Source organism: Roseibium sp. FZY0029 (genome assembly GCF_036350355.1).
Classification (GTDB): domain Bacteria; phylum Pseudomonadota; class Alphaproteobacteria; order Rhizobiales; family Stappiaceae; genus Roseibium.
On the sequence record NZ_JAZDVZ010000001.1, the window covers coordinates 629,087 to 646,052 of the forward strand.

At 60.6% G+C, this 16,966-nt stretch carries 16 protein-coding genes; 9 read left to right on the forward strand and 7 right to left on the reverse strand.

From position 1 onward, the window contains the following. The first annotated feature begins 1 nt into the window (after position 1). Both V1T76_RS02905 and hisG read left to right on the forward strand, forming a co-directional pair. The gene (locus V1T76_RS02905; protein WP_330559104.1) at positions 2 to 1,156 is read left to right on the forward strand and encodes an ATP phosphoribosyltransferase regulatory subunit; all 1,155 of its coding nucleotides are present in this window, start codon (positions 2 to 4) and stop codon (positions 1,154 to 1,156) included. Beyond that, entirely contained in the window at positions 1,153 to 2,121 is a 969-nt protein-coding gene (gene hisG, locus V1T76_RS02910; protein WP_330559105.1) for an ATP phosphoribosyltransferase, read from the forward strand. Before V1T76_RS02905 ends, hisG begins: the two co-directional genes overlap by 4 nt. 257 nt (positions 2,122 to 2,378) lie before the next feature. Here hisG and V1T76_RS02915 read toward each other — a convergent pair whose 3' ends face one another. Together V1T76_RS02915 and V1T76_RS02920 are read right to left on the reverse strand one after the other, a co-directional pair. Next, entirely contained in the window at positions 2,379 to 3,059 is a 681-nt protein-coding gene (locus V1T76_RS02915; RefSeq protein ID WP_330559106.1) for a DNA-3-methyladenine glycosylase I, read from the reverse strand. Positions 3,060 to 3,200: 141 nt separating this feature from the next. After that, positions 3,201 to 3,911, reverse strand: a complete 711-nt coding sequence (locus V1T76_RS02920) for a protein phosphatase CheZ (protein WP_330559107.1) — start codon at positions 3,909 to 3,911, stop codon at positions 3,201 to 3,203. Positions 3,912 to 4,202: 291 nt separating this feature from the next. Between V1T76_RS02920 and V1T76_RS02925 the strand changes: the two genes are divergently transcribed. The 3 genes from V1T76_RS02925 to clcA all read left to right on the forward strand — a co-directional run bounded on the left by V1T76_RS02925 (position 4,203) and on the right by clcA (position 7,469). Next, the gene (locus tag V1T76_RS02925; RefSeq protein WP_330559108.1) at positions 4,203 to 4,928 is read left to right on the forward strand and encodes a DUF2927 domain-containing protein; all 726 of its coding nucleotides are present in this window, start codon (positions 4,203 to 4,205) and stop codon (positions 4,926 to 4,928) included. Positions 4,929 to 5,179: 251 nt separating this feature from the next. After that, complete coding sequence (locus V1T76_RS02930) at positions 5,180 to 5,953, forward strand: L,D-transpeptidase (protein WP_442970082.1); 774 nt, start codon at positions 5,180 to 5,182, stop codon at positions 5,951 to 5,953. Between the two features lie 154 nt (positions 5,954 to 6,107). After that, the gene (clcA, locus tag V1T76_RS02935) at positions 6,108 to 7,469 is read left to right on the forward strand and encodes a H(+)/Cl(-) exchange transporter ClcA (RefSeq protein ID WP_330559109.1); all 1,362 of its coding nucleotides are present in this window, start codon (positions 6,108 to 6,110) and stop codon (positions 7,467 to 7,469) included. Positions 7,470 to 7,512: 43 nt separating this feature from the next. Here clcA and glcF read toward each other — a convergent pair whose 3' ends face one another. Then, a complete protein-coding gene (gene glcF, locus V1T76_RS02940; protein ID WP_330559110.1) occupies positions 7,513 to 8,850 on the reverse strand; it encodes a glycolate oxidase subunit GlcF in 1,338 nt (445 codons plus the stop codon). A gap of 269 nt (positions 8,851 to 9,119) precedes the next feature. Between glcF and V1T76_RS02945 the strand changes: the two genes are divergently transcribed. Further along, the gene (locus tag V1T76_RS02945; RefSeq protein ID WP_330559111.1) at positions 9,120 to 9,749 is read left to right on the forward strand and encodes a hypothetical protein; all 630 of its coding nucleotides are present in this window, start codon (positions 9,120 to 9,122) and stop codon (positions 9,747 to 9,749) included. A 73-nt stretch (positions 9,750 to 9,822) separates the two neighbouring features. On the opposite strand, the gene V1T76_RS02950 is transcribed toward V1T76_RS02945, so the two are convergent. From V1T76_RS02950 to V1T76_RS02960, 3 genes are read right to left on the reverse strand one after another with little or no spacing between them, the layout of a single operon-like run. Then, positions 9,823 to 10,182, reverse strand: coding sequence for a DUF4870 family protein (locus V1T76_RS02950; RefSeq protein WP_330559112.1), 360 nt, complete (start codon positions 10,180 to 10,182; stop codon positions 9,823 to 9,825). Positions 10,183 to 10,226: 44 nt separating this feature from the next. Next, complete coding sequence (gene glcE, locus V1T76_RS02955) at positions 10,227 to 11,417, reverse strand: glycolate oxidase subunit GlcE (protein WP_330559113.1); 1,191 nt, start codon at positions 11,415 to 11,417, stop codon at positions 10,227 to 10,229. A gap of 9 nt (positions 11,418 to 11,426) precedes the next feature. Continuing rightward, positions 11,427 to 12,908, reverse strand: a complete 1,482-nt coding sequence (locus V1T76_RS02960; protein WP_442970083.1) for an FAD-linked oxidase C-terminal domain-containing protein — start codon at positions 12,906 to 12,908, stop codon at positions 11,427 to 11,429. Positions 12,909 to 13,078: 170 nt separating this feature from the next. On the opposite strand from V1T76_RS02960, the gene V1T76_RS02965 reads away from it, so the two are divergent. After that, a complete protein-coding gene (locus tag V1T76_RS02965; RefSeq protein ID WP_330559115.1) occupies positions 13,079 to 14,023 on the forward strand; it encodes a LysR family transcriptional regulator in 945 nt (314 codons plus the stop codon). Between the two features lie 141 nt (positions 14,024 to 14,164). After that, a complete protein-coding gene (locus V1T76_RS02970; protein WP_330559116.1) occupies positions 14,165 to 14,560 on the forward strand; it encodes a cytochrome c family protein in 396 nt (131 codons plus the stop codon). Positions 14,561 to 14,698: 138 nt separating this feature from the next. Here V1T76_RS02970 and V1T76_RS02975 read toward each other — a convergent pair whose 3' ends face one another. Beyond that, complete coding sequence (locus V1T76_RS02975; RefSeq protein WP_330559117.1) at positions 14,699 to 15,997, reverse strand: DUF3422 family protein; 1,299 nt, start codon at positions 15,995 to 15,997, stop codon at positions 14,699 to 14,701. Positions 15,998 to 16,191: 194 nt separating this feature from the next. On the opposite strand from V1T76_RS02975, the gene V1T76_RS02980 reads away from it, so the two are divergent. After that, complete coding sequence (locus tag V1T76_RS02980) at positions 16,192 to 16,959, forward strand: FadR/GntR family transcriptional regulator (protein ID WP_330559118.1); 768 nt, start codon at positions 16,192 to 16,194, stop codon at positions 16,957 to 16,959. The last annotated feature ends 7 nt before the right edge of the window (positions 16,960 to 16,966 follow it).

A 16,966-nucleotide genomic window follows, 5' to 3' on the forward strand; every position in this document is an offset into this window, starting at 1 on the left:
CATGAGTGGGGCGGCACAGGTGACCGGACTGGCTCCGGAAAAGATCGAGACGGTTCTTGGCCTCTTCAAGGCCGCGGGCCATGACGAAGTCAGCCCGCCCATCCTGCAACCGGCGGACGTCTTTCTGGACCTTACCGGCGAGGACATTCGCCGCCGGCTCTATCTGACCAGCGGTACCGACGGGCTGGACCTGTGCCTGCGCCCCGACTTCACCATTCCGGTCTGCCGTCATCATCTGGCTCAGGACGCCGTCAAGCTTCCGGCTGCTTACTGTTACAACGGCCCGGTGTTCCGCCAGCGGCCGGACGGCCTGGGTGAAATCCCGCAGCTCGGCGCGGAAAGCCTCGGCCGTACCGACACGCCGGAAGCGGACGCCGACCTGCTCGCGCTGTCGGTCAAGGCACTGGAAGAATTCGGCCTGTCGGACATCGTGATCCGGATTGGCGATGAAACCCTGTTTGCCGCCGTGCTGGAAGGCCTTGATTTGCCGACCGTCTGGCGCCGCCGCCTGCGCGATCTCTTTGGCGAGACCGACAGGCTGACTGCCGCGATCTCCCGTATGGCCGGAGGATCTGCCTCCGACGACGACAGCCGCGATGTTCGCCTCGGCTTCCTGTCCGCGCTGGAAGGCGCAGACCCGGAAGCGGCTCATGCCGTCGTAGAAGATCTTCTGTCGATTGCCGGGATTTCGGCTGTCGGCGGACGCACCCCCAGCGAAATCGCCGACCGGTTTCTGGAACAGGCGGCCCTTGCGAGCGGCGCGCGCGGCCACGACAAGGCAGCGGAAATACTGTCCGCCTATCTGGCCCTGAAAGCCGATGGAGCCAGTGCCGCGGATGTGCTTCGCGGCTTTTCCAGCGACTTCGGTCTTGGCCTGGACACGCCTATTGCCGCCTTCGAGCAGCGCCTTGCGGCGCTTGAAGCGAAGGGCATTGATCCTGCGCGGCTGACATTTGCAGCCGAGTTCGGCCGGCGCCTCGATTATTATTCCGGCTTTGTTTTCGAGATTCATGCGGTCAATCCGCCGGTGGAAGGTCCGCTGGTCGGCGGCGGGCGCTACGACAAGCTGGTAACGCTTCTGGGGGCCGAGGACGACGTGCCGGCCATCGGCTTTTCCATGTGGCTCGACCGGATTGCAGCGAGTGTTAGGTCATGAGCAAACTGATTATCGCCATCCCCTCCAAGGGCCGCTTGCAGGAAAACACGCACGAGTTCTTCGGCCGCGCAGGCCTGAAGGTGGTGCAGCCCGGCGGTGCGCGGAACTACCGCGGCGCCATCAAGGGCCTGCCGAACGTTGAGATCGCCTTCCTATCGGCCTCCGAAATCGCGCGGGAGCTTTCCGACGGCACGGTCCATTTCGGCATCACCGGTCTTGATCTGGTGCATGAGAACATCGCCAACCCGGAAAGCACCGTTCACATCGTCACTCCGCTCGGCTTCGGCCCGGCGGATGTGGTGGTTGCCGTTCCGAAGGCGTGGATCGATGTTGAAACGATGGCGGATCTTTCCGATGTCGCTTCCGATTTCCGCAACCGCCATGGCCGCCGCCTGCGCGTTGCGACCAAATACGTCAATCTCACCCGCTCGTTCTTTGCCGGTCACGGCATTGCCGACTATCGCATCGTGGAAAGCGCGGGCGCGACCGAAGGCGCACCGGCGGCGGGTTCTGCGGAACTTATCGTCGACATCACCACCACCGGCTCGACGCTACAGGCCAACAACCTGAAAATCCTGTCTGATGGAGTGATGCTGAAGAGCCAGGCCAATCTCGTGGCCTCGCTCAACGCCGACTGGTCTGCCTCTGCGCTCGGCGCGGCCCGGGCGATCCTCGACCGGGTGGCAGCGGAAGAAGCCGCGCGTAACGTCAAACTGGTGAAAGCCGTGGTCGCCGACCGCACACAGGCCCTCCGCTCCGTCAGCAAGGTCGGCGCTCTGCAGCGCTTTTCCGAGGTCGACGACCTGCATCATGTCAGCGTTCTGTGCCCGAAGGACGCCGTTGCCGACTGCGCTCAGCTCCTGATCGAAGAAGGCGCGGAAACGGTTACCGTCGAAACGCTGGACTATGTCTTCTCCAAGGAGAACCGGCTGTTTTCGCCGCTGAAGGCAAAGGTGGGCGGATAAGCACGCCCCAGCGTTTCCGAGCCGCGTGATATGATTGCGGGGGGTGCTTGCGTCCGGTGTTTTTTCGGCTTCGCCGAATACCCCCTTCCCTAACCCTTCCCCACAAGGGGGAAGGGAATCCTGCCGAACCAGTTCATAGCTCTGCGTTTCCTGCCAAGGTTGGCAGGGTGTGAACCCCACCCTCTTATCGGTGAACCAACCAAAACGTCGGTGGTTAGGGGAATAATGCCTTGCACCTCGTCAAGACCGGAACACCTTCAGCGCTTCACAGGACGCTTGAATGCCGTGCGTGCGGCTTTAACGCTTTCCCGGCAGCAGCAACCTTCCAGGTGGTCGTTGACCATGCCCATGGATTGCATGAAGGCATAGACGGTGGTCGGGCCGACAAAGCTCCAGCCACGTTTTTTCAGGTCCTTTGACAGCGCCGTGCTTTCGTCCGTCTTGCCAAGGGTTCTGGCTGTGGCGAAATCCAGTTTTTGCGGCCGGTTTTCCGGTTTCGGCTCGAAAGACCAGAAATAGGCGGCAAGCGTGCCGAATTCGTGACGCAGTTCCAGGGCCCGCCTCGCGTTGTTGATGGTGGATTCGATCTTGCGGCGATGGCGGACGATACCGCTGTCCTGCAGACAGCGTTCGACATCGGCCTCCGTAAACTCAGCCACCCGCTCGAATTCGAAATTGGCAAAAGCTGCCCGGAAGGCGTCGCGCTTGCGCAGGATGGTCAGCCAGGACAGGCCGGACTGAAATCCTTCCAGGCAGATCTTTTCAAAAAGCCGTCTGTCCTCGTCAACCGGCCAGCCCCATTCCGTGTCGTGATAGCGCTGGTAGTCCGCCAGCCCGCCGTGCCACCAGCAGCGGTTCCTGCCGTCTTCGCCCAACAGCAGACCTGTAACCGGATCGCGTTCCGGTTTGACTGTTTCTACCGGTTTCCGATCTGCCATGCGCCCCTCGATATTCACTATTTGTTCCCGTCTTGGTACCCTCCCCGAAACCTTGAGGCAACCCGAAATGCGAGCCACCCTCTGAACAAACAAAAAACCCGGCCAGTTGGCCGGGTTTCGAAATCGGATTTGAAAGGTGCGTCAGGCGAACAGGGCGTCGATATCGTCCTGGGTTGCCACATCGACGTCGCTTTCCAGCGCCGGACCGTTGAGCAGGGCAGCGTCGCCCTCCTTCAGTTCGCGCTGTTCGACTTCAATATCCTTGAAGGTTTCGATGCCGCCCCAGATATCCATCATCTGCATGATCCGGTCTTCGACGAACCGCAGCGTCGAGACCACCTTGGTGATGCGCTGACCGGTCAGATCCTGGAAGTTACAGGCTTCGAAGATCTGGATCACCCTGTCCCGGATGTCGTTTGCAAGTTCCGAATCTTCCTTGCCGAGACGTGCGGACAGCGTGTTGGCCGTTTCATCAATGAACTCGGCAGACGCAAGAATGGTTTCGGTCGCCCCTTCCGTTCCGATCACAACGGCATCAAGCTCGTTGGTGACCCGGGTCATCTCCTCACCTTTGGCACCGGTGGTGTGATGCAGGGTGGCAATCTCACGCTTCGTCTGGGCGATTGCCTCATAGATGGCGTCCAGTTCGACCTTCAGCTTGGCAGCCTCAGACAGCTCCTTGCGGAACTCGGCCATGAACTTCGCACTCATTTCTTCCGGATCAAGCTGCGCCTGCTTGTCCGGGCCATTCCTCATCATGGATTTGAGGCTGGCGATTTCTGCAAGAACTTCCTGGTGACGACGTTCTTCAGCATAGGCGGGGTTCTCGTTCGCCCCGGAATTCATGCGCATCAAGCTTTCCGCTCGAAAGGATCTTTTCACCGCGGCCATGCCTACTCCCGTTCCCCGCCCCTGCAGGCTTTCATAAATCGCAATAGGGCTCTTATAGCGTGGGAAGTTTAAAGAATTGTTTTTTCAAAGCTTGGCACACTTAGGGACATAATTTGGTGTTTGGTAACGGTTTCTTGGCTTTCCTCCCGTCATCGCTTTGGGTATCCTCCCCCTCAGTAACAACGAACTGCTGCGCGCATGAACAGGCATGTCCCTCAGGCCAATGTGGCTGCAAACGGTGCTTTGACCTAGATGAAATTCGTGCGCTTCCTCGTCACCTGTGTGCTGCTTCTGACAGGTTCTCTCACATTGAGTTCCGCTTCGGCTGCGAGCGATTCCTTCTCTACGGAAGAGCTTCTGGTGGGGTTTGAAAAGACGGTATTCGGGCTGGAGTACCGTAGCTGGAGCTGGCGGCCCTATCTGGTCAAGAAGTTCACCACCCCGGTCCTGTTCTATGTCCATAACCTGTCCTCTCGCGACAGGACGCAGACCGTTCACAGGTTCATCAAGGAAATCGACAACCGCATCGGTGGATTGACGACCGACGTGACCAACGACCCGTCCAAAGCGAATTTCGAGGTCTATGTGGTCGACCGGGCCCAGTATGAGCCCGTGGTGAAGAAAGACATCTACAAGAACGAACATGCCCGGGTGCCCGGCCGTTGCCTTGTGCGTGTCGTTTCCGGCCGCAAGGGCATCAAGCGCTCGGCGGCCGTCATCGTTTCCGACGAAGGCGAGTTCCTGTTCAAGCGCTGTCTTGTCGAGGAACTTCTGCAGGGACTGGGGCCGATGAACGACGATTCGCAGCTCACCCATTCTGTGTTTAACGATTCTTCGCGCCACAGCCGTTTTACCGTGTTTGACCAGATCATTTTGAACATGCTCTACGATCCGCGTATCAAGCCGGGCATGTCGATGCAGCAGACCCGGCCTCTTCTGCCGCTGGTGGCACGCGATGCCAGGCGGCGTGTGCGTTAACCAAGGAATCGCGGAAAGCACTGTCTTTTCAAACGGCCTTCTCGGACCGTTCCAGCGCGGGTCACAACGGTTGGGGTTTCGTTAAGCCTGTTCCTCAACCAACGACTAACCATAAGAAAAGATTACCTGATTTCCGGACGCCGGATTCATCTTTGCAACAGCCTGAGCTGCTTATCATCCTTGCCAATCCGTTAACCGGCGGCTGTAAAAGGCCGCTGAACGTGGTCGATAACAAGTTGATGAGTGCTGCCATGTTCCGCTTGTGCAATATGCTTCCCAGGGCTCTCGGGTTCGCCGGTGTCCTGGTTCTTTCAACCGGTCTTTCCGGCCTTGCCGGTTCTCCGGCAACCGCGGGCCAGGTCTCGCCGCCTCCGCTCGTTCTCAGCCCGAACCTGACCGAACCCTGGATGCTGCAGCTCCAGCCGAAGGTGCAGCGCCGCTCGACAGCGCAGCGCTACCAATTCAAGCAGCAGCGCGTTCAGCAGCCGCAGGTGCGCCGTGCCAACTGGTGGTCGCCCCGCCAGCAGCCGGTGCGCCAGCAGCCACAACGTCAGGCGAGAGCCCCCCAGTCCCGGCAGATCGCGCCGCAGTTCCTGCCGACCATCATCAACTATGATGGCCCGTACAAGGCCGGCACGATCGTGATCGACACCAATGAGCGGTTCCTCTATCTGGTGCAGAGCGACGGCACCGCGCGGCGCTATGGCGTGGGCGTCGGCAAGCCCGGTTTCGAATGGGCCGGCACGCACAAGGTCACCCGCAAGGCAGAATGGCCGGACTGGCGTCCGCCGGCGGAAATGCGCAAGCGCCGCCCCGACCTGCCGACCTTCATGGCAGGCGGCCCGGAAAACCCGCTTGGCGCCCGCGCCATGTATCTGGGGTCCACCCTCTATCGCATCCATGGCTCCAACCAGCCCTGGACCATTGGTCACGCGGTTTCCTCCGGGTGCATCCGCATGCGCAACGAGGATGTCATGGACCTTTACGAACGGGTGAAGGTCGGCACCACGGTGCATGTGATCTGACGACACTTTTCGCAGTCCGGTGAACGGAACACTGACGCGCGGCCTGCCGCGCGTTTTTGTTGCGGGGGCTGGCATTTCTTTGCAGTGTGACAGCACGAAGGGTCGAATCGCCGGCCTCAGACCATTTCCTCGAAATCTCTTTCAGGACCGCGGCATGAAAGACCCATTCTCCTCCTTTTCGGTCCGTTCGGATGCCGCCTATTTTCTGAAGGCCACACTCGTCGGTATCATGGTCGGCAGCCTGGCGACCGGATTTCACACCGGCCTCGATTTTCTGTTCGCCCATTATACCGCGCTTCGGCAGGCCCTCGGCCCGGGGTACATGCCCTATGTCGTTTCCATGATCATTTCGGCAGCCTGCGTCACCGGGGCCTATGTTCTGGTCAAGCGCGTCGCACCGGAAGCCGCCGGCAGCGGTATCCAGGAAATCGAAGGCGCGATGGAAGACAAGCGGCCCCTCCACTGGCCACGCGTTCTCATTGCCAAGTTCTTTGGCGGCCTCCTGGCGCTCGGATCCGGGCTTGTGCTCGGGCGGGAAGGCCCGACCATTCACATGGGAGCGATGACCGCCGAAGCCCTGTCGCGCTCGCAGGATCTGTCGGGCGATGACCACAAGGGCCTTCTGGCTGCCGGTGCGGCTGCCGGACTTGCAGCTGCCTTCAACGCCCCGCTTGCGGCCATCCTGTTCATCGTCGAGGAAACCCGCCGCCAGTTTCCCTTCGGTTATCGCACCTATATGGCCGTCATCATCGCCTCTATCCTGAGTGCAGCCATCACCGAGCAACTGACGAGCATCGGCCCGCCGCTGCAGGTGGATGTCGGGTTCGTGCCGGTCTGGAGCTTTGCACTGCTGGCGGTTCTCGGTCTTTTCCTCGGCGCTCTCGGGGTGTTCTTCAACCGGGCGCTGATCACGGTCATGGACCTTTTCCTGAGGATTCCCTTCGGTCTGCGCTGGGTACCGGCCGTGGTCATCGGGGCGGTAACAGGTCTTCTGCTCAACTTTCTGCCTGCTGCCACCGGTGGCGGCGAAGAGCTGGTTCACGACCTCATTCTGACAAACTACGGGGTGATCACGCTGCTGGTGCTGACATTGCTGCGCTTCGGTGGTGTTCTCTTTTCCTATGCATCCGGCGTGCCCGGCGGCATCTTTGCCCCGATGCTGTCGATTGCGACCTGTGCCGGTCTCGCCTTCGGTGTCGCGTCAGCCGAACTGCTGCCGGTGGACGACGATTTCCGCAGCGCGTGTGCGGTCGCCGCGATGGGCGGTTTCTTCGCTGCGTCGGTGCGCGCGCCGCTCGTCGGCGTGGTGCTGGTCATGGAGCTGACGGGAGCCTATTCGCTCATCATGCCGGTTCTGATCACCTGCACCACGGCTTCGCTGACGGCCCACCACATGGGTGGGCGTCCCATCTACGAGGAACTGCTGGAACGCACACTCCGTCTGGCCGGGCAGCCTGTGGACGGCCCTCCGGGCGGAGACAAGACACCGGTTCAACTGGGCACACGCGAGCTCTGACGGCCACAGAGACGCCCTACAAGTGCGGGTTGTTCTTTACGGCCTATTCCGCCGCCACACGCTGCTGAAGCACTGGTGCCAGGCTTTCAGGCTGCGGTCCACCATAAACCCAGTCAAGCAGTTCGGCCGTGTGCAGGATCGGAATGTCAGTGCCAAGTCCGATCTGCGTCATGCAGCCGATATTGCCGGTGGCGATCACGTCCGGCCGGGTCTTTTCGATGTTGGCGACCTTGCGGTCGCGAAGGCGGCGGGCGATCTCCGGCTGAAGAATGTTGTAGGTGCCGGCCGACCCGCAGCACAGATGGCCTTCGGGAACATCCTTGACGGCAAACCCGGCCGCTTTCAGCAAGTCTTTCGGCTGGCGGGTGATCTTTTGGCCATGCTGCATGGAGCAGGCCGAGTGATAGGCAACCGTCAGACCGGGCTGCATTGGCGGTTCGCCTAGGTCGACACCGGACAGGAACTCGGTGATGTCCTTGGCGAGAGCTGACACCCGGACCGCCTTTTCGGCATAGGCCGGATCGTCCCGCAGCATGAAGCCGTAGTCCTTGATGGTGGTGCCGCAGCCCGAGGCGGTGATGAGAATGGCGTCCAGCCCCTCCCCGTCGGCTTCCTTCATCCAGACATCGACATTGCGGCGGGCGTTTTCCAGGGAGGCTTCTTCCTGGCCCATGTGATGAACGAGCGCGCCGCAGCAGACCTCGCCTCTGGGAAGCACGATCTCGTAACCGGCGCGGCGCAACAGCCGGATGGTCGCATCGTTGATGCCGGGATTGAGCACAGGCTGGGCGCAGCCACTTAGAAGCGCAACGCGCCCCTTGCGTTTGGGGCTTTCAGCCGCAAAGACCCCGGGCCCTTCGAGCTGGCCGCGTCCTGGCGCCCTGGCAGGTGCCAGTTCCAGCATCGCGCCCATCTTGGCGAGCGGGCCGCCCATTCTTTTCAGAAGACCGGCGAAAGGCCGGCCAAAAAAGGCTCCGATCAGTGCCAGCCGGAACCGTTTCGGATACGGCAGAACGAACGCGAGCAGCGACCGCATCAGGCGGTCGGCAAGCGGGCGCTTGTAGGTCTTCTCGATGTGGGTACGCGCATGATCGACCAGATGCATGTAGTGCACACCGGACGGACAGGTGGTCATGCAGGCAAGGCACGACAGGCATCTGTCGATGTGCTTTACGATGGTTTTGTCCGCCGGACGGTCGTTCTCCAGCATATCCTTGATCAGGTAGATCCGGCCCCTCGGGCTGTCGAGTTCGTCCCCCAGAAGTGTGAAGGTCGGGCACGTGGCCGTGCAGAAACCGCAGTGTACGCATTTGCGCAGGATCTTCTCCGACGCTGCGACGTGACTGTCTTTCAACTGGTCTGCGGTGAAATTTGTCTGCATTGCCCCCGTATCCCTCAATGGCCCTTCGTCCCGGGCCTCTCCTTCCGAGCGAGGCGGATCGTACGGTCAGAAGAAGAGCCGCACAAGGCACCTTTGAGGCACAACGGTTTTGCCGCCGCCGACTTTCTGTCCCTCCGCCTTTTAGGGTGTGGCACGCCGCGGCCGGGAACATGAACCGAAGATAAATGCAGCGCTCAGGATCGGTTCAATCCCGGCCGCCTAAGGTGCAAGGCGTGGGCGATTGATATGCCAAACAAGGAATTGATTTGATGATTAAGACGATTACAAAAACCGCCGTCCTGACCACTGTTCTGGCCAGTGTTGCAACAGGTGCCATGGCCAAGGACTGGATCGAGAAAGTGGAAGTCGTGCGTGACGGCATCGACATTGTTCCCGTCCAGGTGAAAGCCAACTCCTATAACTACACCAAGATCAAGTCCGGCAGTCACCGGTTCCTGCTGCGCCTTTCGGCCAAGGCCACGAATGGCGAGCGGATCGTTGCCATGAAGGTCGGTTCCTTCAAGAACGTGCAGTATTTCGAAGCCGACGGCGACCTGTGGAGCAAGAGCTTTCAAAACCGCGATGTCGGCGCAGGCACCAAGCGCACGGTTTCCCTTTCCTACACCCCGGTGATTCCGACGGCCAAGCTGAAGTGGCAGGGTTGGGATCCGGTTCAGGCCTGCTCTCTCAACCTGGACAAGGTGCTGAAGGGGGGCATGAAAAAGAAGGATGCGCTCAGCAAGACGTGGACCGTGTCCGCCAAGGCCTATTTCGAACTGGACGCCGTGGCGGCGAAGAAGAACAAGGCTGAAAAGCACAAGTGGACGATGAAAACCACCTCGCATCAGCGCGACGGCTATGGCTATGACGTCACGGTGGAATGCCTGCCGGCACAGTAAAAACCAGCGAACCGGCAGTCTTTGGAAGGTTCAAGGCCCGTACCGCGCTCTGCGAACGGGCCCTGTCCCGTGGTCAGACCAACCAGGTTTCCGGATTTGGCACAGGCTCGTTGCGGCCAGCCAGCTGAAGCCCCTTGATACAGCGGACAATCATCCAGACCAGCACTGCGATCAACATCAGGAAGCCGATCAGGACGAGGGTCAACAGACCACTGACGATGCCGAACAGGAGCCCGATCCAGAAGGTGCGGATCTGATAGGTATAGTGGCTATCGACCCAGGCCGATCCCTTGCCACGGTTGAGATAAGCGAAGATGACACCGACAATGGCGGTGAACGGCACAATGATATTTGCCAGATAAAGAATATAAACGAGCGTGGCGTTCTTGCCGCCAGGCTCCATGTAACCTGAAACTTCGGACTGTTGATCCATGAAGGCACCCCGTTTGAAATAAGCGCGACGATTATGCCTTCACACTACACGCCGCTGACCATTTTTCCAGGATTTAGAATGCCTTTCGGGTCGAACTGCTCCTTCAGGCGGCGGGACAAGGCGGCAAGCGGAGCAGGCTGCGGATGAAACACGGCAGCGTTCGAGCGCTGAGAGGCGTTGGCCCGCACAAGCGTTGCATGGCCGCCACCGACCGCCTCGATCGCAGCTCTTATTTCCGCCTCGTGGAGGCTGCCGTCCAGACAGGACAACCAGACAAGACCACCGCTCCAGTCGTAATAGGCCTGAAGCTCGAATGTTTCCCTCAAACCGGCAACCAGTTGCGGCCCGGCAGTGGGGGCAACGGAAATCCGCCAGACAGGCGTTGCGCCGCCGGCATAGGGTTTGACGTCGCGGATCGTCTGCCAGAGCTCCCCTGTCTCCACTGCCTCAAGCCGCGACGGCGCCCCATAGCTTGCAAGCAGGGTCTGCAGGGTCTTGAAGCGGTAATCCACCGAGGTCGAAAAGCCTTCCAGGCGCAGCAGAGTTGAGCTGCTGCCGCCGTTGACACCGGCAGGCAGATGGGCCGCGCCGGAGATTTCCGCGGATGATCCCATGGCCTGGCACAGTGCCTTGACGCCATCGTCGTCATCGAGTCCGGACAGCATGAAGGTTGCCGATGTTTCCGGCTTGGGATTGACCTTCAGCGTGACGGTCGTCGCGACCGCAAGCGTGCCATAGGCACCGCACAGGGCCCTCGGCAGGTCGTAACCGGTGACGTTCTTCACCACCAAGCCGCCGGAATTGAAGATTTCGCCACGTCCTGAAACGGCTTCCATGCCAAGCACATGATCGCGCGCGGCACCGGCCTTGATCCGGCGGGGTCCGGAGAGGTTTGCCGCCAGCACACCGCCGATTGTGCCCTGCGCAGGTGCGCTGCCCAGAAGCGGGCCGAAATCCATCGGTTCGAAAGACAGTTCCTGCCCGTTGTCATCGACCAGCTTCTCCAATTCAGCAATCGGCGTCCCGGCCTTTACCGTCAAAACCAGCTCAGCCGGTTCATAACTCTCGATACCGGTCAGCCCAGAAAGATCCAGCACATGGGCAGCCTGGACAGGCCGACCCAGTGCCCGCTTCGAGCCCTGGCCGATGATTTCCAGAGGCTGGTCCTCGGCCGCGGCCCAGGCCACCACCTTTTCCACGTCTGTGGTGCTCTGCGGTTTCAGTGTCGCGTCCATGCCTTGCCCTCAAAACCGCGGAATGTCTGGAAAGGGCAACTGGCCCTTGTGAACGTGCATCTTGCCAAGTTCCGCGCAGCGGTGCAGCACGGGAAAGACCTTGCCCGGATTGAGAAGATGCTTCTGGTCGAAAGCGCATTTGACACGCTGCTGCTGCTTCAGATCCGCTTCGGTAAACATGTCCGTCATCAGATCGCGCTTTTCGATGCCGACCCCGTGCTCGCCAGTCAGCACGCCGCCGACCTCGACACACAGCCTCAGGATGTCCGCGCCGAAGGCCTCGGCTGCGTCCAGTTCACCGGGCTTGTTGGCATCGTAGAGGATCAGGGGATGCAGGTTGCCGTCGCCGGCATGAAAGACGTTGGCGACACCAAGCCCGTGTTTAACCGACAGCTCCCGCATACGGGCCAGCACCTTCGGCAGCTCGCGGCGCGGAATGGTGCCGTCCATGCAAAGATAATCCGGCGAAATGCGCCCCACGGCCGGGAAAGCAGCCTTGCGACCGGCCCAGAAAGTCATGCGCTCTTCCTCGCTCTGGGAAATGCGCACATGGCTGGCCCGGTTGGCGTTGGCAATTTCTTCCACTCGCTCGATCAGATAGTTGACCTCGCCTTCCGGCCCGTCCAGCTCGACGATCAGCAAGGCCTCGACATCGCGCGGATAGCCCGCGTTGACGAAGTCCTCAGCCGCGTGAATGGCGGGCTTGTCCATCATCTCCATACCGCCGGGGATGATGCCGGCGGCAATGATGTCGGCGACGCAACGGCCGCCGTCCTCGCTGGTCGGAAAACCGATCAGAAGCGCCCGCGCGGTTTCGGGCTTTTGCAGAATTCGAACGGTTACCTCGGTCACGACCCCGAGCAGACCTTCCGAACCCGTCATCAGGGCCATGAGGTCGTAGCCTTCGCTGTCCAGATGCTTGCCGCCGAGGCGGATGACCTCTCCGGTGATGAGCACCATTTCAAGGCCAAGGACGTTGTTGGTGGTCAGCCCGTATTTCAGGCAGTGCACGCCGCCGGAGTTTTCCGCGATGTTGCCGCCGATGGAACAGGCGATCTGAGAAGACGGATCCGGGGCGTAGTAGAAGCCTTCATGCTCGACCGCACGGGTGATGCCCAGATTGGTGACGCCGGGCTGAACGACGACGGCCCGGTTCTCATAGTCGATGTCGAGCACGCGGTTGAACTTCATCATCGACAGCAGCACACCGTCTTCCAGAGGCAGTGCGCCGCCTGAGAGAGACGTGCCCGCGCCGCGCGGAACGACCTTGACGTCGTTGTCGTGGCAATATTTCAGAACCCTGGAGACCTGTTCGACCGTTTCCGGCAAAACCACAATCAGCGGCAGTTGACGGTAGGCCGTCAGCGCATCCGTCTCATAGGCACGCATTTCGCGTTCGTCATGGATCACCCCTTCTCCGGGCACGATCGCCTGGAGTGCGCTCAGGATTTCCTGGCGGCGGGCCAAAACGGCCTGATCGGGCGCGGGCATCGCAATGGCGGTCACGAAATGAACTCCTTCTGCTTTTTAATACGCTGATCCAATCGAATTGGCCTTGCGTAACACCTGATGGCAATGAATGCCCTAAGTACGAGTCTGGCAAGGTTCGTGCCCAAGGAAAACGACCGGCAAATACTAATTGTGTTTCTGAGAGATTGAAAATGAGCAATCTGACCGACATGGAGATTTTCGCAAGGGTGGTGAGTGCCGGCAGCATGTCGGCAGCCGGCCGCGAAATGAGCCTGTCGCCCGCAGTCGTCTCCAAGCGGATCAGGCGCCTGGAAGAAAAACTCGGAACCAGGTTGCTGCAACGCACGACACGCCAGATCGCCATGACCGAGGCAGGACAAGGGTTTTACGAGCGTGTGGTGGCCATACTCGCTTCCGTGGAAGAAGCAGAATCCTTCGTTTCCAGAGGGTCTGCCAAGGCACGGGGCAATCTGAAGGTTGCTGTTCCGACATCTTTCGGCCGCCTGCATATTGCCCCTCACCTCGGCACATTCCTGGCGGAAAACACCGATCTGTCGGTCAACCTCGATCTCTCAGACGATTTTGTCGACATCGTAGGCGACGGCTACGATCTTGCCATCCGCATTGCGGAGCTCTCCGATTCCAGTCTGGTCGCCCGGCGCCTTGCGCCGGTACACCGTGTGCTGTGCGCAAGTCCTGCCTATATCGACAGATACGGCACCCCGCAGAGCATCGAGGATCTTGTTGCCAATCACGTGACGATCGCGGCGACCAGTCAGGACCCGTGGCGGCTCGCAGGGCCGAACGGCATCGAGACGGTTCGAACGCAGGCCCCGATCAAGACCAATTCCAACGAAGTCGTGCGGGAGTGCCTCTTGGCAGGGGTCGGTGTCGCGCTGCGCTCCACATGGGATGTCGGGCCGGAACTGCGCGAAGGCAAGTTGCAGATCCTGTTGCCCGAGTACCGGGCCTCGAAGGATGTCGGGCTTTACGCCGTCTATCCCAGCCGCCAATTTTTGCCGGCCAAGGTGCGTGTTTTCATTGACTTTCTGGCCGGACTTTATGGCTCATCGCCCTATTGGGACGATGGCCTGGAAGACTGGTTACGTCTGCCCAGCAACGCTCGCGCGGGCTGATGCAGACGCCGGTCGCACGATGGTCCTGCGGGGTGTCTGCCAGTCGGGCGGACGGGATGCGACGGTCCGTCACTTGCATCAAAGCGCGACATCCTGTTCTGTTGGCACGGGTTTTGAACACCCAAATCGAGGGAGATACACATGCAGCGACTGCTGATGATCGCCGGAACCGCGCTTCTGGCCCTGACCGTTCAGGCTAGTGCCGACGGCGACCCTGCCAAGGGTGAAAAAGTTTTCAAGAAATGCGCCGCGTGCCACGCGGTTGGTCCTGATGCCAAGAACAAGGTCGGTCCGGAACTGAACGGCATTGTCGGCCGGCCATGGGGCGTGGTTGACGGCTACAAGTATTCCGCCAACCTGCTTGAACTGGCCGATGGCAAGGTGTGGGACGTCGAAACGCTCGACGCCTACCTGACCAAGCCGAAGGACATGATTCCGAAGGGCAAGATGGCTTTTGCCGGTCTGAAGAAGGAAGACGACCGTGAAAACGTCATCGCCTACCTGAACCAATACAACGAAGACGGTTCCAGCAAGTAAGCATTGCTTGCCAACTGACGAAAAGGCCGGGGTGACCCGGCCTTTTTGTGTCAGGTGGCCTGCGGTTCAAAAATCATCCCTGACCTGATGCGGCAGAGGCTTCCGCCCGTCACGCGAGACACGCAGCCTTTTGAAGGCTCACTGGTCGCCATGTTGCTGGCGGATGCGTTTGACAGTCCACCAGATCACCAGCACGACCAGCGGAACGGATATGCCTGTCATCACGTTGGCATCCGGCAGCGGCAGGCCGGTTTCCTTGGCGGCTTTCGCGAGATAGGAAATCAGGCCGACGACGTAATAACTTACCGCCGCAACGGACAGGCCTTCGACGGTCTGCTGCAGGCGAAGCTGAAGGTGGGCCCTCCGGTTCATCGATTCCAGCAGCGAGCGGTTCTGTTCTTCCAGTTCGACATCTACCCGGGTCCGCAGAAGCGTGGTGGCGCGTGCCAGCTTGCGCGAGAGCATCGCCTGACGGTCTTCGATCGCCTGGCAGGTCCGCATGGCCGGCGCAAGACGGCGGACGAGAAAGGAGGCCATGGAAAGCTCGCCTGGAGCGGCGGCCTCATGCAGGGTTTCGAGCCGCGCCCGTACGATCTGGTCATAGGCCCGGCTGGCGCCGAACCGGAACGTGCTGGCCGTCGCACCGGCCTCCAGCGCCGCGGCAAGGCCACTTAATTTGTCCAACAGTTCCTGATTGGCCCCCAGTGCAGAGGTCTCCTGCATCTGTCCGGTCAATGCCGCAAGCTCGATTTCGAACCGCCGGATGTCCGGCTGCAGCCTCGTTGCCTCGAACAGACCCAGCATCGCCAGGGTGCGGTAGGTCTCCACTTCCAGAAGCCGTTGAACGACTGCACCGCACTGAACGTCGCTCAAGGTCCGGTTGCAGACCAGCAGCCGCGTCAGCCCATCGCCATCCTGCCGGAAGTCGGTCGCCACCATGGCAGCACCATCTTCCAGGCTGGAGACTGTCAGGCTGCCTTCATCAAACTGGGTTCGCCATTCCTTGCCCTCGTCGCCGCCACGCAGTTCCAGCCTGACGGCGACCAGCAGATCGCCAGGAGCGTGGAACGCGGCGCCAAAGGGGTGGTTGATCGGCACCTGCCCGAAAATCGTTTCTTCGTGGGCGGTGCCGTCCCAGGTGTAGGTGGTGAATTCCGCGTGCTGTTCCCAGCTCAAGGTGCCACCGCCGAATTTGATCGTGTGATGCCGGGCACCGGGCGCAGGCCCGTGACCGCCGCGGGAAATGCAGAACTCAGACAGCCAGGCATGATCGCGGGCAGCTTCTTCGGTATCTGTCAGGAAGGCGTAGTGGAGCACGGTCCGAGGACAGGGCAGCGCGCGAAACGGCCGGGCATGAACCTCGCCCAGCACCTTTTCCCGGAGCGGCGACGTGCGAAAGGCAGGAAAGGCAGACCCGTTTTCTGATCCCTGATCCAAGGAGCACCCCCGACTTTGGTCGTATTCTGTCTTCCTTACATTCCGCGAAGGCATGCCAAAAACCAACCGACATTTTTGACGCAGCCGGCAATTGGGTATCTGAGCGACATTTCAGCAACAAAGAATTGGACAAAAAAATTGACCAATTTGAAAAGCGGCGCTAATTTTCGCGCCAGCAGAGGAGCGGGAGCGGCATGTTTCAGCCGGTCGATCATCAGAAAACAGCGCATGCCGTCGTGGAGCAGATTGAGGATCTGATCCTGAAGGGTGTGCTGCAATCCGGTGACAGGCTGCCTGCCGAGCGCGACCTTGCCGATCAGATGGACGTCTCCCGGCCCGTGCTTCGCGATGCGTTGAAGACGCTTGAAGACCGCGAGCTGATTTCCTCGCGCCGCGGTGGCGGCACTTATGTTGCCGACCTGATAGGCCCGATCTTTTCCGAAGCAGTAATCCAGCTCATCGCCCGGCATCCGGGTGCGGTGAACGACTATTTCGAATTCCGGCGCGGCATCGAGAGCCAGGCAGCAGGCCTTGCCGCCGCACGTGCAGCGCCTTCCGACCTTGCCCGGCTACAGGACATCGTGCGCCAGATGCAGGAAGCGCATGACAACGAGGATCTGCCTGCCGAAAGCGGGCTGGACGTTGCCTTCCATCACGCGGTTGGCGAAGCGGCCCACAATGTGGTGATGCTGCACACGCTCCGCTCCTGCTACCGGCTCCTGGAAAACGGCGTCTTCTACAATCGCGGCCGGCTCTACCATCACCCGACGGCCCGCATTGAGCTGTTGCAGCAGCACAAGGCCATTGCCGACGCCATTCAGGCCGGGGATGCCGACCGCGCAAGGCAAGCCTCGGAAGACCACATCGACTATGTGCGCGGCACTCTTGCCGAAACGAAGGATCTGGACCGGCGCGAACAGCTGGCCGGTCTGAGACGAACCCGAAACCCGGCTCGCTCGTGAGCCTCAG

Excerpts from the sequence above, each read along its gene's own strand:
- V1T76_RS02905 (WP_330559104.1), top strand. The coding sequence starts at position 2 with ATGAGTGGGGCGGCACAGGTGACCGGACTGGCTCCGGAAAAGATCGAG.
- hisG (WP_330559105.1), top strand. The coding sequence starts at position 1,153 with ATGAGCAAACTGATTATCGCCATCCCCTCCAAGGGCCGCTTGCAGGAA.
- V1T76_RS02915 (WP_330559106.1), bottom strand. The coding sequence starts at position 3,059 with ATGGCAGATCGGAAACCGGTAGAAACAGTCAAACCGGAACGCGATCCG.
- V1T76_RS02920 (WP_330559107.1), bottom strand. The coding sequence starts at position 3,911 with ATGCGCATGAATTCCGGGGCGAACGAGAACCCCGCCTATGCTGAAGAA.
- V1T76_RS02925 (WP_330559108.1), top strand. The coding sequence starts at position 4,203 with ATGAAATTCGTGCGCTTCCTCGTCACCTGTGTGCTGCTTCTGACAGGT.
- V1T76_RS02930 (WP_442970082.1), top strand. The coding sequence starts at position 5,180 with ATGTTCCGCTTGTGCAATATGCTTCCCAGGGCTCTCGGGTTCGCCGGT.
- clcA (WP_330559109.1), top strand. The coding sequence starts at position 6,108 with ATGAAAGACCCATTCTCCTCCTTTTCGGTCCGTTCGGATGCCGCCTAT.
- glcF (WP_330559110.1), bottom strand. The coding sequence starts at position 8,850 with ATGCAGACAAATTTCACCGCAGACCAGTTGAAAGACAGTCACGTCGCA.
- V1T76_RS02945 (WP_330559111.1), top strand. The coding sequence starts at position 9,120 with ATGATTAAGACGATTACAAAAACCGCCGTCCTGACCACTGTTCTGGCC.
- V1T76_RS02950 (WP_330559112.1), bottom strand. The coding sequence starts at position 10,182 with ATGGATCAACAGTCCGAAGTTTCAGGTTACATGGAGCCTGGCGGCAAG.
- glcE (WP_330559113.1), bottom strand. The coding sequence starts at position 11,417 with ATGGACGCGACACTGAAACCGCAGAGCACCACAGACGTGGAAAAGGTG.
- V1T76_RS02960 (WP_442970083.1), bottom strand. The coding sequence starts at position 12,908 with ATGCCCGCGCCCGATCAGGCCGTTTTGGCCCGCCGCCAGGAAATCCTG.
- V1T76_RS02965 (WP_330559115.1), top strand. The coding sequence starts at position 13,079 with ATGAGCAATCTGACCGACATGGAGATTTTCGCAAGGGTGGTGAGTGCC.
- V1T76_RS02970 (WP_330559116.1), top strand. The coding sequence starts at position 14,165 with ATGCAGCGACTGCTGATGATCGCCGGAACCGCGCTTCTGGCCCTGACC.
- V1T76_RS02980 (WP_330559118.1), top strand. The coding sequence starts at position 16,192 with ATGTTTCAGCCGGTCGATCATCAGAAAACAGCGCATGCCGTCGTGGAG.